The sequence below is a fragment of the Streptomyces sp. NPDC025721 genome (assembly GCF_055558595.1).
This window is the reverse complement of sequence record NZ_JBVHMF010000003.1, coordinates 261,268-275,408: the sequence shown is the minus strand read 5'-3', so window position 1 is coordinate 275,408 and position 14,141 is coordinate 261,268. Positions and strand designations below refer to the sequence as shown.

Below are 14,141 nucleotides of genomic sequence, written 5' to 3'. Positions count from 1 at the left end.
ACGGCTATCGTGCGGCGCAGAGGCGGAAACAGACATACGGCACGCGGGCCGTGTCCACGCGGCGGAGCCGACGAGAACGAAGAGGCAGGGGTGCTCGATGCACAGGGACCAGCCGGAGACCGGCGCCGACGGCAGGGCCGCACTGACCGGAGTGGTCGTCGTCGACCTGTCCCACGTCCTGGCGGGACCGTACGCCGCGCAGACGCTGGCCGACCTCGGCGCGACCGTCATCAAGGTCGAGAACCCCGCGAATCCCGATGTCTCGCGCGGCTTCCCGCCGTACCTGCGCTCGGGCGACGAGGAGTTCAGCGGGTACTACGGCCAGTACAACCGCGGCAAGCTCGGTGTCTGCCTCGACCTGGCCCGTGACGAAGGCAAGCAGGCCCTCAAGGACCTGGTCGCCCACGCCGACGTCCTCGTCGAGAACTTCCGGCCCGGCACCATGGACAAGCTCGGCCTGGGCTACGAGGTGCTGGCCGGGATCAACCCCCGGCTGGTGTACACGGCCATCTCCGGCTACGGCCAGACGGGCAGCCGTCGCCGCCGTCCGGCCTTCGACAGCACCGCGCAGGCCGCGGGCGGCCTGTGGTCGATGAACGGCTACCCCGACACCCCGCCGGTGCGGGTGGGCGTCACCATCGGGGACCTGTCGGCCACGATGTTCGCCGTCATCGGCACCCTGGCCGCCCTGCGGCACGCGGAGAGCACCGGCGTCGGCCAACTGGTCGACGTCGCCCAGGTCGACAGCGTCGTCGCCATGACCGAGACGGCCGTCGTCGACTACACCGTCGACCGGAAGGTCGCGGCACCGGCCGGGAACGAGCACGCCTGGGTCAGGCCGTACGAGCTGTTCCCGTGCGCCGACGGGCAGGTGTTCTTCGGCGGCTACACCGACAGGCTCTGGGCGGCCAGTTGCGCGCTGTTCGGCGCACCGGAGGCGGCCACGGACCCCGAGATCGACACGATGCGCAAACGCTTCGACAAGGAGACGTACGACCGCCGGGTGAAGCCGCTGGTCACCGGCTGGTTCGCCGGGCGGACCCGGCAGGAACTCGAAGACCTCGCGGGCGATGTCATCCCGCTGACGGCCGTCCGCGACATCGGGGAGGTCGTCGAGGACCCGGGCACCGCCGAGCGGGACATGATCGTCGAGGCCGACTACGGCCCGCTGGGCGCGCTGCGGATGTTCGGCTCGCCCATCAAGCTCAGCGCCACCCCCGCCGTGCCGGGGCGACCGGCCAACAAGGTGGGGGAGCACACCGATGAGGTGCTGCGCCGCTTCGCGGGCTACGACCGGGCGCGGATCGAAGAGCTGCGCGCGGCGAAGGTGATCTGACGATGGGTCAGGAGGCCGTCCGCCGCGAGCCGTTGCTGACCGGGCCCGCCGCCGCGTATCGCTCCACCTTCGCGCCCTGCGCCCCTGAGCCGGTCCCCGGCGAGCCGCTGCCCCCGGGCTGGGAGGGGATCTACTTCCCCTTCGACGCGGCCTTCGCCGACCTGCGCCCCGACGGCTCGCCCGGCGGCGACGGCACGGTGCCCGACCCCGGCCTGCCCCGGCGCATGTACGCCGGTGAGGACACCCGCTTCCTGCGGCCCCTGCGCTACGGCGACACGGTCGAGCAGCGCACCACGCTCGGCGCCGTGACCCGCAAGCGCGGCCGGGCGGGGGAGCTGGTCTTCGCCGACATCGAGCGGAGCTACCTGGTGGACGGCGTCGTCGCGGTCACGAGCACCTGGCACGACGTGTTCCTGCCCGCGAGCGACCCCGCCGCCGCGCCCGCCGACGTACCGGCGGGCGAGGCCGAGCCGTGGGACTGGTCGCGGCGGGCGACCCTGGACAGCCGGCAGCTCTTCCGGTACTCGGCGCTGACCTTCAACACCCACCGGGTGCACTACGACCGGGCCTGGGCGCAGGACGTAGAGGGCCTGCCCGACCTGCTGGTGCACGGCCCCCTGATGCGCATGCTCCTGCTCGACTTCGCGACGCGCTCACTGCCCGGCCGCACGGTCCGCGAGTTCTCGATGCGCTCGGTCTCGCCCGCGTTCGTCGACCGGCCGGTGACCCTGGTCGGCCGCGAGGACGCCGACGGCGTACGGGTCCGCGCCCTGGACGCCGACCATCGCGAACTCGCCCGGGGCCGGGTGCGTACGGACACGGGCTAGGGCGTGTCCGCGAAGTCGCGTCGTCCGCCCGGAGGGCGGGGCTGGCGGTGGCTGGTGCGTGCGATCGCAAGGCGGAGGGTCGTCCTCATAGTGGGCCTATTCGGATGAGCCCGACAACGCAGCGAGCGTGCGTGCCAGGCGCCGCCAGCCAGACGAGACTTCACGGACACGCTCTAGAGGCGGCGCAGCCGCTCGGCGATCTCGTCCAGGCGGACGGCGAGCGACAGCCGGAAGAACAGCTCGTCGTCGCGCCAGCCCTCGCCCAGGAGCCGGGTCAGCCGTTCGATCCGCTGGAGGATCGTGTTGGTGTGGAAACCCAGCTCCCGGCCGGTCCTGGTCGGGCTCGACTGGTTGCGCACGAAGGCGCGCAGGGTGGCGAGCAGATCCGTACCGTGCTCGGCGTCGTAGCGCCGTACCGGCCCCACCATCGTGTCGAGATACGCGGTCAGGGCGGCGGGGTCGGGCTCGAAGACGGCCGCGTAGGGGTGGTAGTCCTCGGCCCGCGCCGCGAGGTCGCCCGCCCCCAGCGCCTGGAGCAGCCGGACGGTGCGCTGCGCTGTCACCACCGCCGCGGGCAGGTCGCCGGACGCGGCGGCGCTCACCGACAGGACCGGGACCGACAGCGCCGCGCGCAGCTGGTCGTGGAGCCGCTGGACCGTGACGCCGGGCTGCCGGGACGACAGGGCGACGGCGACATGGCCGCCGTACTCGCCCACCAGCGCCCGGCTGTGCAGCGGACCGAGCAGCGTACGGGTCGCCTGCGGCCGGTGCTCGCCCGGCACGGCGAAGAGCACGAGGGTGTCGAGGTCCTGGACGGGGACGCGCAACCGCTTGGCCCGGCGCACCGCGTCGCGACGGCGGTCGGGCGAGCCGTCCAGCAGATCGGCCAGCAACTCGCCCTGCCTGCGGTGCTCCGCGTCGGACACGGCCTGCCGCTGCATGGCCAGGAGCGTGCCGACCTGCGCCCCCCGCTCGATGGTCCGCAGGTCGACGGAGCTGAGCGGGAAACCGCCCGTACCGAGCAGCACGGCGCCGAAGTAGTACGAGCCGGTCGTCAGGGCGGCGACCGCCCCGATGTCCCCGCCGTCCTCGACCAGGACGCAGCGGCCCGAGTCATGGCTGGCCCGGACGGCCTCGGCGACGGGTGCGCGGCGCAGTTCGTCGGCGGACAGGGCGCGCCCGGCCGTCACGATCACCTCGCCGTACTCGTCCACGACGGCCACCGCGCGGTCCAGGGCCTCGGCGAGCTTCTCCGCGATCGGCGAGAAGTCGCTGTCCTCCAGCACGGACCGGATGAGCTGCTGATGCACCGCGTTGGCGCGGTCCCGCTCGACCAGGTGCTCCCTCAACCGCTCCAGGGCGTCGCGCGCCTCCTCCTGCGAGCGCTGGAGGCGCTGGAGCCGCTGCGCGGTCTGGAGCACCACCGAGGCGTGGTTGGCGAGCGCCGAGAGCAGCGCGACCTGCTCGGGGGTGAAGGCGTGCTCGTCGCGGGTCCCGACGAACAGCACCCCCAGGACGTCCTCGTCGGAGAGCAGCGGCACGCCGAGGAGCGAGACCAGGCCCTCGGCGGCGACCGCCTCGGACAGCGAGTCCTCGTGCCACCCGGCGGAGTCGTCCTCGTAGCGCGTCACCCACTGCGCGGCGCGGGTCTCGACCACGAGGCTGGCCAGTCCGCGGCCGGGCGGCACCACCAGGCGCTGGAAGCGCGGGCTGACCGAGCCCGCCGTCTTGCGGACCCGCAGCGTCAGGCTGGCGGCGTCGAACTCCGACAGATACGTGACGTCGGAGTCCATCATGTCGTGCGCGCGCTCCACCAGCCGGGCCAGCAGCGCGTCGGCGTCCCGCTCCTCGGCCAGCTCCCGGGCGCTGGAGAACAGGGCGGTCAGCTCGTGCTCACGGCGGCGCAGCCGCAGTTGGTCGCGCCGCAGCCGGTACAGCCGCTCCGCGGCGCCCGCCGCGGCACCGCCGGTCACGCCGAGGTCCGCGAGCGCGCCGTCCAGCCGGTAGGGGTCCACCGCCTGTTCGCCGACGGCCGCGTCCAGGACGACCGCCAGCGCCCGCGCGCGGCCTTCCGCCGTACCGCCGTCCGCCGTACTCCGGTCCGCCCGCTCGGCTCCGCTCTCCACCGCGACCGCTCCCTCCGCGCGCCGCGCCGGCCTCTGCCGTCGGCCGCTGTGCGCTGCGCACACTCAGCGTGCCGTACGGCGTGCTGATGGTCCATAGCGGGGGGTTCCGCGCCGTCATTAGCGTGACCAGCACCCGAGGGACGCGCCCCCGCGCGTCCCTCGGCACCACCGCTCCCGCCCGTGACCGCTTCCGGAGGAAGGCCATGGCATCGTGACCAGCCGTCTGTCGGGTTTCAGGAACCTCTCCGTCGACCAGCGCCGTGCCCGCGCCGCCGAGGCCATGGAGGTGCCCCCCGCCCTGTTCGACGCGCTCTCGCCGGACCGGGGCCTCTCGCTCGACCAGGCCGACCACATGGTCGAGAACGTCGTCGGCGTCCTCGGCCTCCCGGTCGGCATCGCGACCAACTTCGTGGTGAACGGCCGCGACATCCTCGTCCCCATGGCGACCGAGGAGCCCTCGGTCGTCGCGGCGGCCTCGAACCTCGCCCGGATGACCCGCGACCACGGCGGTTTCCGAACCTCGTCCAGCGTCCCGCTCATGCAGGCGCAGGTGCAGATCCTCGACGTCGCCGACCCGGCGGGCGCGCGGGTGCGGCTGCTGTCCGCGGCCGGGGAACTGATCGCGCTCGCCAACGAACAGGACCCCGCGCTGGTCCGGTTCGGCGGCGGGGCGCGCGAGATCTCCGTGCGGCTGGTGCCCAGCAGGCGGCAGACCTACGTCGTGCTGCACCTCGTGGTCGACGTGCGCGACGCCATGGGCGCGAACGCGGTCAACACCATGGCCGAGGCCATCGCCCCCCGCGCGGCCGAGATCGCCCGCGGGCGGACCCTCCTGCGCATCCTCACCAACAAGGCCGACCTGCGCCTCACCCGCGTCTCGGCGACCTTCGACGCGGACCTGCTCGGCGGCCCCGCCGTCGTGGAGAACATGCTGGACGCGGCCGAATTCGCCGTCGCCGACCCCTACCGCGCCGCCACCCACAACAAGGGCATCATGAACGGCGTCACCGCCGTCGTCCTGGCGACCGGCAACGACACCCGCGCGGTCGAGGCGGGCGCGCACTCCCACGCTGTCGGTCCTGACGGCCGCTACACCGCGATGTCGCGCTTCGAGAAGAACGCCGACGGCGACCTGGTCGGCACGCTGGAGCTGCCCATGCCGGTCGGACTGGTCGGCGGTGCCACCAAGGTGCACCCCGTGGCGCGGGCCAACGTCACTCTGCTCGGGGTGGAGACGGCGAGCGAGCTGGCCGAGATCATCGTGGCCGTCGGCCTGGCCCAGAACGCCGCGGCGGTGCGGGCGCTGGCCACCGAGGGCATCCAGCGCGGCCACATGTCGCTGCACGCGCGCAATGTGGCCGTGACCGCGGGGGCCACCGCCGCCGAGATCGACTCGGTCGTCGCGCGGATGGTCGCGGACAGGTCCGTACGCGCGGACGCCGCCGAGCGAATCCTGGCCGAACTGCGGGACCGGCCGTGACCCGGTCACCGGCCGCGCTCGGACTGCCCGTCGCCCACCGGTCGCCAGGACTGCCGGACCGGGTGACGGTCTACGAGGTCGGGGCCCGCGACGGGCTCCAGGCCGAGCAGGCGCGGGTGCCCACCGCGGCCAAGGTCCGGCTGATCCGCGACCTGACCGCCGCCGGGCTGCCCGTGGTCGAGGCGACCAGCTTCGTCTCCCCGCGCTGGATCCCGCAGTTGGCGGACGCCGCCGACGTGCTCACCGCGCTGCGGGAAGCGGGCGCGGACCTGAGCAGACACCCCGTCCTGGTGCCCAACGACCGCGGTCTTGACCGCGCCCTGGACGCCGGGGCGTCGGCCGTCGCGGTCTTCGTCAGCGCGACCGAGACCTTCGCGCGCCGCAATCTGGCGATGGGCCGCTCGGAGGCGGTCGAGGTCGCGGGAAAGGTGACCGAGCGGGCACTGGCGGCGGGCGTCCGGGTCCGCGGGTACGTCTCGATGGTCTTCGGCGATCCCTGGGAGGGGCCGGTCCGCCCGGAGCGGGTCGCGGAGGTCACCCGGGCCTTGGCCGACGCCGGGTGCCACGAGGTGAGCCTCGGCGACACCATCGGCGTCGGCACACCCGGCCATGTGGGCGCGGTCCTGGCAGCCGTCGCCGAAGCGGGTGTGGCCCGCGACCGGATCGCCCTGCACTTCCACGACACCTACGGCCAGGCCCTGGCCAACGTGCACGCGGGACTGCTCGCCGGGGTCACGACCTTCGACGCCTCGGTCGGCGGCATCGGCGGCTGCCCGTACGCGGGCTCCGCCACCGGCAACCTCGCGACGGAGGACCTGCTCTGGATGCTCACCGGTCTCGGCATCGAGACCGGGGCCGACCTGGACGCGGCGATGCGCGCGGGGCTCCGCGTCACCGCGCTCCTCGGCCGGCCGTCCCCGTCACGGGTCGTCCAGGCCCTGGACCGCGACTGGCCGGACGGGGACCGGCCGGACGGGGACCGGGACGGCTGAGGCGCGGGCGGTCAGGGCTGGCGGGCGGTCAGTGCTGGCGGACGGTCAGCACGGCCGGGCGGTCAGTACTGGTAGAAACCCGCGCCCGTCTTGCGGCCGAGGCGGCCCGCGTCGACCATCCGCTGAAGGATCGGCGGCGCCGCGTACAGCGGCTCCTTGTACTCCGAGTACATCGAGTCGGCGATGGCGGCGACGGTGTCGAGGCCGATCAGGTCCGACAGCTTGAGCGGGCCCATCGGGTGCGCGCAGCCCAGCTCCATGCCGTTGTCGATGTCCTCGCGGGTCGCGATGCCCGACTCGAACATCCGGATCGCGGAGAGCAGATACGGCACCAGGAGCGCGTTGACGACGAAGCCGGAGCGGTCCTGGGCGCGGATGGCGTGCTTGCCGAGCACGTCGGTGACCAGCGCCTCGGTTCGCTTGAGGGTGTCACTGCCGGTGGTGAGCGCCGGGATCAGCTCGACCAGGCGCTGCACCGGGGCGGGGTTGAAGAAGTGGATGCCGATGACCTGGTCGGGCCGCGAGGTCGCCACGGCCAGCTTGACCAGCGGGATCGAGGAGGTGTTGGAGGCCAGGATCGCGTCCTGCCTGCTCACCACCTGGTCGAGCACCCGGAAGATGTCGATCTTGACCTGCTCGTTCTCCACCACGGCCTCGATGACCAGGTCGCGGTCGGCGAACTCGCCCAGGTCGGTGGTGAAGGTCAGCCGGCCCAGCGTCTCGTCGCGCTCAGCCTCGGTGATCTTGCCGCGCTCCGCGGCCTTGCCGAGCGAGTTCGTCAGCCGGGTGCGGCCCAGCTCCAGGGCCTCACCGGTGGTCTCCGCGACCCGGACGTCGAGCCCGGCCTTCGCGCACACCTCCGCGATGCCCGCCCCCATCTGGCCCGCGCCGACCACTCCGACGCGCTGGATGTCACTCACTCGTCAGCCCCTGCCGCTTCCGTGCACCGCTTCCGTGTACCGGACAGACGTTACCTGTGTCCGGTACGCGCGGGACCGGCCGGGTGCCGGTCCCGCGCGTAGCCGAAGGAGCCGGGGTCAGCCCACGGAGCAGGCGGAACCGTTGAGCGAGAAGGCGGCGGGGGAGGTGTTCGTCCCCGGCGCGCTGCCGGTGAAGCCGAAGGTCGCGGAGCCGCCCGCGGGCAGCACCGCCGCGTAGCTCGGCGCCGTGACCGTCACGGCCGCACCGCTTTGCGTGTAGTTCGCGCTCCACAGCGACGTGATGGTCTGGCCGCCGCCGAAGGACCAGGTCAGCTTCCAGTTCGAGATCGCCGCCGAGCCGTTGTTCTTGACCGTGACCGACGTCTGGAAGCCGCCGGGCCAGGAATTGGTGACGTCGTACGCCACCGAGCAGGCGCCGGAGCCGGGCGGTGTGGTCGGCGGGGCGGTGGGAGGCGTGGTGGGCGGGGTCGTCGGAGGTGTGGTCGGGGGAGTCGTGGGCGGGGTGGTCGGCGGAGTCGTACCGCCGGAGCCGTCCGAGGTGTCGCCGTAGATGATGCCGCGGCCGTTGGTCGCGATGTAGACGCGGCCGTAGACCCGGGGGTCGCCGGTGATCGCGGTGTTGGTCACGCCGTACTGGTGGGCGTTGTCGTTGATCCGCACCCAGTTCGCGCCCGCGTCGGTGGAGCGGAAGATGCCGCGGACGCCGCCGATCTTCGCGCTGGTGTAGAGCGCCTGGTAGGCCGCGCCGGGGGCGGCCTTGCCGAAGCCGATGGTGTCGGCCTCCTGCACGTTGGCCAGCTTGGTGAAGCTCGCGCCGGAGTTGGTGGAGTGCCACAGGCCGTACGCGCCGCCCGTGCTGCCGCCCGCCACCCACACGTCGCCCTCGGCGCCGGGCAGCGCCTTGAGCTTGCCCGCCTCCGCGGGCAGCCCGGTGGCCGCCGTCGCGGCGAAGGTCGCTCCGCCGTCGGTGCTCACGTAGAACTTGCCGCCGTAGACGCCGTAGAACTTCTTCGGGTTGACCCGGTCGGAGCCGATGGCCGCGCCGGTCGGGATGCCGGTGGAGTCGGACCAGGAACCGCCGAAGCCGGCCGAGTACTTGACGCCGGTACCGGACGGGGCCCACAGGAAGCGGCTGCCGTCGGCCGCCGCGGCGACCGTACCGCCGCCGCTGACCCCGGACGGGTCGGTGCCCGCGAACCAGTTGGCGCCGTTGTCGGTGGAGAAGGCGACATGCGCGCCGCTGTCCGCGTTGCCGACCCTGACCATGGTGTTGGCGTTGGTGGCCGCGAAGTCCAGGCTCGTGGTGGTGGTGAAGTTGGGCTGGGTGAACATCATCGGGGGCACGGCGGTGAGGTCGGTGTGCCGGAAGCCGCCGATGTCACCGAGCGCGCTGATCAGCGGCGCGCCGGTCGGCGGGCTGATCAGGTCCTGGACCGACGTCTCCTCCAGGCCCTTGGCGTTGGGCTTGACGGTGAACTTCGCCCCGGTGTCCCAGTTGGTGAGGTTGTCGGTGCCGTAGACGGTGGCCCCGGTGCCGTACCACATGCGGTTGGAGTTGAACGGGTCGATCTCCAGCGACTCGGTCATCCAGCCGAGCTTGGGGGTCTCCTCCGGCGGCGACGGGTTGGCGCCCCAGCTCAGCCACGGCGACGAGGAGACGTCCATGGTGTAGCGGTCGGCGCGGTTGGGGTAACTGGTGAAGTCCCAGGCCCGCGTCCAGGTCGCGCCGCTGTCGGTGCTGCGGAAGATCTGGGTGTCGGCCCACCACGAGCTGTAGCCGGTGACCATGATCGTGCCGGGGTGCTGCCGGTCGACGGTCATACCGCTGTAGCCGAAGTACGTGTCCGCGTCGGACATCGGGCTGATGTTGGTCCACGCGCCGGTCGCGGTCGCGTACCGCCACACCTGGCCCTTGGCGCCGTCGTACGGGCCGCCGGTGTCACTGGTGGCGAGGTAGAGGTAGCCGTTCACCGCGTCCAGCACGCCCTTGTGCGCGATGTACCCGGTGGGCTGGCCCGCCAGCCGGGACCAGGTGGCGCCGCCGTCGGTCGAGCGGTAGACGGTGTTGGCCTTGTCGGCCACACCCACGTAGACGGTCTGCGTGGTGGAGCCCTTGGTGCCGGTGCGCGGGTCGAAGGTCACCCACACATCGCCCTGGTTGTCGCTCTGGTAGCCGCTGCTGTCGGACGGATCGGCCACGTAGTTCCCGACGTTGGGGAAGGCGGTGACCTTCGCCCAGGTGACACCGGAGTCGGTACTGCGCCACAGCCCGTTGCCGCTCGGCGCGGCGAAGTACAGGACGCTGTCCTTGTTGGGGTCGATGGCCAGCCGCTCGCCCATGCCGCGGCCGGGCATGTTGCCGCCGAGCTTGAACGGCAGCGCGGTCGCCGCCCAGGTCGCGCCGCGGTCGGAAGAGCGCAGGATGGCGCCGTTGTCGGGGTCCCAGGAGTTGGTGTACATGCCGACGGCCGCGTAGACCTTGTCGGGCGCGAGCGCGTCGGTGGCGAGGCTGACCACGCCGTTCCTGTTCCAGTCGGTCCAGCCCACCGAATCCAGCAGCGGCGTCCAGGACTTGGTGGCCTCGTTCCAGCGGTAGGCGCCGCCGATGTCGGTCCGCGCGTAGGCGAGGTTCTTCTCCGACTGGTTGAAGACGATGCCGGGCACGAAGCCGCCGCCGTCGATCCTGACGTTCTTCCAGGAGTACGTGTCCGCGACGGCGGCCGGTGCGGCGGTGGCCGGTGCCGCGGTGGCCGTGGCGGTGACCGCGGCGACCGCGGAGGCGCCGCCTATCAGGGACAGGGCCGCGACGAGCGCGGCGAGTGGTCTGCGGAGCATGGAAAGGCGTCCTCTCCGTACGGACGCGGGCCGCGCCGGGCCCGCGCGTGCGGGTGGTGGGGGGATGGACGGTGGCGCTATACATAGGAGGTATGGGAGCGCTCCCATGATGTTAGCGCCCGCGCCGACGCCCGAGAAGGGGTCGTCAACGCTCCGTCCCGGCGGGGGCCGCGCGAGGGAGTGGACCGAACGGCGGGTTGCCCCGGCGCCGGAAGTCACCCATCATCGGCGGATCATGACGGATGATCAGGAGGCACGGATGGACCGGCTCACCCGCAGGACCTTCACTGTCGCGGCGGCGGGCGCGCTGGCCGCCGTCATCCCCGGCTCGGCGGCGCGGGCGGCCGAACCCTCCCGCGCCCCCCAGGGCGCACCGGGTCCCGCGGGTCACGGCGGACCCGGTGGTCACGGCCGCGACCTGCGCGGCATGTGGATCGCCTCGGTCGCCAACACCGACTGGCCCTCGGCCCCCGGACTCCCCGCCGACCAGCAACGTCAGGAACTGCTCGACCTGTTGGACACCGCCGTCGAACGGGGGCTCAACGCGGTGGTGTTCCAGGTCCGGCCGACCGCCGACGCCTTCTGGCCGTCGGCGTACGAACCCTGGTCGCGGTACCTGACGGGCACTCAGGGGCAGGACCCCGGCTGGGACCCGCTGGGCACCGCGGTGCGCGAGGCGCACCGCCGCGGCCTGGAACTGCACGCCTGGTTCAACCCGTACCGCGTCTCGATGGACACCGACGTCACCAAGCTCGCCCCCACCCACCCGGCCCGCCTCCACCCCGAGTGGATCGTGCCCTTCGGCGGCAAGCTCTACTACAACCCCGGACTGCCCGAGGTCCGACGTTTCGTGCAGGACGCGATGCTGGACGCCGTCCGCCGCTATCCCATCGACGCCGTCCACTGGGACGACTACTTCTACCCGTACCCGGTCGCCGGCCAGGTCTTCGACGACGACGCCGCCTACGCGCGGTACGGCGCCGGATTCCCCGACCGCGACGCCTGGCGGCGGGACAACACCGACCGCCTGGTGCGCGAGACCGCCGCCAGGATCAAGCGGATTCGGCCGAGCACCCAGTTCGGCATCAGCCCCTTCGGCGTCTGGCGCAACGCCGCCACCGACCCGCTCGGCTCGGCCACCACCGCGGGCGTCCAGACCTACGACGACCTGCACGCGGACACCCGCAAGTGGGTCAGGGAGCAGTGGATCGACTACATCGTTCCCCAGGTCTACTGGAACATCGGCTTCGCGGCGGCCGACTACGCCGCCCTCGTCCCCTGGTGGTCCGACGTCGTCCGTGGCACCAACGTGCGCCTCTACATCGGCGAGGCCCTGTACAAGGTCGGCGTCGCGGGCCAGCCCGACGCCTGGCAGGACCCGGCCGAATTGACCCGCCACCTCGACTTCTGCGCCCGCTACCCGCAGGTCCGCGGCAACATCTACTTCTCCGCCTCGCAGGTGGTCGCCGACCCCTTGGGCGCGATGAGCCTGGTCGCCGCCCGCTACCACCACCGCGGACGCCGCTGACGGCGGGCGGTCGGTCCTTCCTGCCCGCCCACGTCCGTGCCGCCTGGTGTCAGCCGCCCCACGGCAGAAGGCAGGCTCAGGCGATGCGGGGCCGCGCCGCAGCGCCGGTCCGGCTCACCAGGGCCGGATCACGGCGCCGGTGTCCGCGTCTCACGGCGAGGGTGCGAGCACATTGCGTATGCGGGTGGCGATGTGCAGGTTGAGGCGCGTCTCGACGTCACCGAGGTCGTGGCCGGTGATCTCGCAGATGCGCTGGAGGCGGTAGCGGACTGTGCTGCGGTGGATGTGGAGTGCCTCGGAGGTCGCGTCGTAGCTGCCGCCGCTCTCCAGATAGCGCGAGAGTGTCGTCACCAGCCCGGTGCGGTGGCGGGAGTCGTAGTCCAGCAGGCGTCCCAGCCATTCGCGGACGAATCGGTCGGCTTCCCGTTCGCCTTCGCCGGTGCCCAGCATGCGGCACAGGCCCAGCTCCTCGAAGCCGGTGCTGCCGTACGGGTCCTGGGAACCGCGGCGGACGGCGAGGGCGCGGACGGCCTCGTCGTAGGAGCGCGGCAGATCGGCGACGACCTCGCAGCGGCCGCCGATGCCGACGGCTCCGGCCCCGGTGCCGAGCTCCTCCGAGACGGCCCTGTACAGCGCGCCTTCCGGGGCACCCCGGTCTCCCCGGGGCTCCAGGACGACCGTGGCCGAGCCGCGCGAGCCGACGAGGACGTCCAGGCGCAGCCGCCGGGCCGCCCGCGCCGCCGCGTCGCCGAGCGCGGCCCTGCCGACCGTCCCGGCCCACTCCAGTACGGCGACCCTGTACGGCCGGTGCAGGTCGTGGCCGAGGACCGCCGCCCGGGCGAAGTCGTCGTCGGTCGTCTCGCCCGAAATCAGCCGGTCGACCAGGCCGTGGCGCAGCAGGGGCTCCAGCTCGGCCAGCCTGCGCTCGTGCGAGAGCGCGGGGGCCAGCACCAAGGCGGCCTGTTCGAGCGCTGAGCAGTCCGTTTCCGTCGCCCGCCGGTCAGGATCGACCAACGCGGCCACGCCGAGCACTTCCCCGGCCATTTCGATGGGGACGAACAGCCGGTCCCCGTCGCGGACGGCGCCGGGACGGTGGCGCGCGTCACGGATCAGGGCCTCCCGGTCCCGGTGTCCCGGGGCCGGGCGCGGCCCACTCCCGGGCCGCCCGCGGGGTTCGCCCCCGCCGTGACCCGCCCAGGCTCGCGGGTTGCCGAAGCGGTCCTCGGTGAGGACCGCGAATCCCGTATGGTCGCGCAGGGCCTCCAGGACTCCCGACTCACCGCTGCCCGAGGCAGCGGCCCGGGAGAGCGCGTGGTCAGCGGCGAGCCGTGCGGCCAGGGCGGAGACGCTCGCGCCGGGGGCGGCAGCCGGCGAGAGGCTCTCTGCCGGCGGCGGCCCTGCGATCCCCGGCCAATGGTGTGAGCGGGCCCCGACCGGCTCTCCCCGGCGCCCGCTGAGGCGTGCCAGGGCGATCCCGGTCTGCTGCGCGAGCAGATCCGTCAGCGCGGTTTCGTCGGTCGAGGGTGCGGTCGCGCCCCCGACGACGAGATAGCCGAGGCAGTCGTCCCCGTATCGCAGCGCGACGGCCCGCGCCCACCGTCCGTCCGCCCGGTACAGATTCCGGCTGCGGCCGTCGAGAGCGTCGATCCGCCGGTCGAGCCGATCGGCGGCCACCATCTCCGCGGCTGCCTCGGCCGGGGCCCGGCCGTTCGGCTCCGCACCGGGCCCCCGCGCCACGGTGCTCCCCGGTCGGGCGTCGGCGGAGGCAGCCTCCGGGCGTGGAGGGCAGCGCCGCGCCGCACCATGGTGCACGGCGTACGCCGCTTCGGCGACGAAGGGACCGGCGGCGGCGATCGCCGCCATGGCACCCCACAGCACCTCTCGCTCGTCGTCGCCGTCGAGCATGACCGTCACCAGCCGTAGCAGCGCGTGACGCGCGGCCCCCGGCAGCGGCACGGGGTGAGGCGGGTCGGCGGTCGGAAACGGAAGAGCGTCCATCGCAGGTCCATTCGCGGCTCGAATCAGCCCCCTCTCAACGTACGCCGCTCGGCACGGGCCCTCACCTGCGAGCCGTCG

The 14,141-nt window shown here is 73.1% G+C and carries 9 protein-coding genes; 5 read left to right on the top strand and 4 right to left on the bottom strand.

Annotated features, from left to right (window positions below):
• Positions 1-97 precede the first annotated feature (97 nt).
• Together ACZ4EF_RS07355 and ACZ4EF_RS07350 are read left to right on the top strand one after the other, a co-directional pair.
• Complete coding sequence (locus ACZ4EF_RS07355; RefSeq protein ID WP_467503253.1) at positions 98-1,336, top strand: CaiB/BaiF CoA transferase family protein; 1,239 nt, start codon at positions 98-100, stop codon at positions 1,334-1,336.
• A gap of 2 nt (positions 1,337-1,338) precedes the next feature.
• Positions 1,339-2,163, top strand: coding sequence for an HTD2 family dehydratase (locus tag ACZ4EF_RS07350; RefSeq protein ID WP_467503251.1), 825 nt, complete (start codon positions 1,339-1,341; stop codon positions 2,161-2,163).
• Between the two features lie 173 nt (positions 2,164-2,336).
• Here the strand turns inward: ACZ4EF_RS07350 and ACZ4EF_RS07345 are convergent, their stop codons facing one another.
• Positions 2,337-4,289 carry a helix-turn-helix domain-containing protein gene (locus ACZ4EF_RS07345; protein WP_467503249.1) on the bottom strand — a complete coding sequence of 651 codons (1,953 nt, stop codon included), beginning with the start codon at positions 4,287-4,289 and terminating at the stop codon, positions 2,337-2,339.
• Positions 4,290-4,500: 211 nt separating this feature from the next.
• Between ACZ4EF_RS07345 and ACZ4EF_RS07340 the strand changes: the two genes are divergently transcribed.
• Together ACZ4EF_RS07340 and ACZ4EF_RS07335 are read left to right on the top strand one after the other, a co-directional pair.
• A complete protein-coding gene (locus tag ACZ4EF_RS07340; RefSeq protein WP_467503247.1) occupies positions 4,501-5,769 on the top strand; it encodes a hydroxymethylglutaryl-CoA reductase, degradative in 1,269 nt (422 codons plus the stop codon).
• Positions 5,766-6,761, top strand: a complete 996-nt coding sequence (locus ACZ4EF_RS07335; protein ID WP_467503245.1) for a hydroxymethylglutaryl-CoA lyase — start codon at positions 5,766-5,768, stop codon at positions 6,759-6,761. Before ACZ4EF_RS07340 ends, ACZ4EF_RS07335 begins: the two co-directional genes overlap by 4 nt.
• Before the next feature lie 62 nt (positions 6,762-6,823).
• Here the strand turns inward: ACZ4EF_RS07335 and ACZ4EF_RS07330 are convergent, their stop codons facing one another.
• Positions 6,824-7,681: a 3-hydroxybutyryl-CoA dehydrogenase gene (locus ACZ4EF_RS07330; RefSeq protein ID WP_355332800.1), complete on the bottom strand. Its 858-nt coding sequence runs from the start codon at positions 7,679-7,681 to the stop codon at positions 6,824-6,826.
• Positions 7,682-7,798: 117 nt separating this feature from the next.
• Complete coding sequence (locus tag ACZ4EF_RS07325; RefSeq protein ID WP_467503243.1) at positions 7,799-10,537, bottom strand: cellulose binding domain-containing protein; 2,739 nt, start codon at positions 10,535-10,537, stop codon at positions 7,799-7,801.
• Positions 10,538-10,796: 259 nt separating this feature from the next.
• Here ACZ4EF_RS07325 and ACZ4EF_RS07320 point away from each other — a divergent pair, with 259 nt between their 5' ends.
• A complete protein-coding gene (locus tag ACZ4EF_RS07320) occupies positions 10,797-12,065 on the top strand; it encodes a glycoside hydrolase family 10-like protein (protein WP_391161382.1) in 1,269 nt (422 codons plus the stop codon).
• Between the two features lie 150 nt (positions 12,066-12,215).
• Here ACZ4EF_RS07320 and ACZ4EF_RS07315 read toward each other — a convergent pair whose 3' ends face one another.
• On the bottom strand, positions 12,216-14,063 hold the full coding sequence (locus ACZ4EF_RS07315) for a helix-turn-helix domain-containing protein (protein ID WP_467503241.1): 1,848 nt from the start codon (positions 14,061-14,063) through the stop codon (positions 12,216-12,218).
• Positions 14,064-14,141 lie beyond the last annotated feature (78 nt).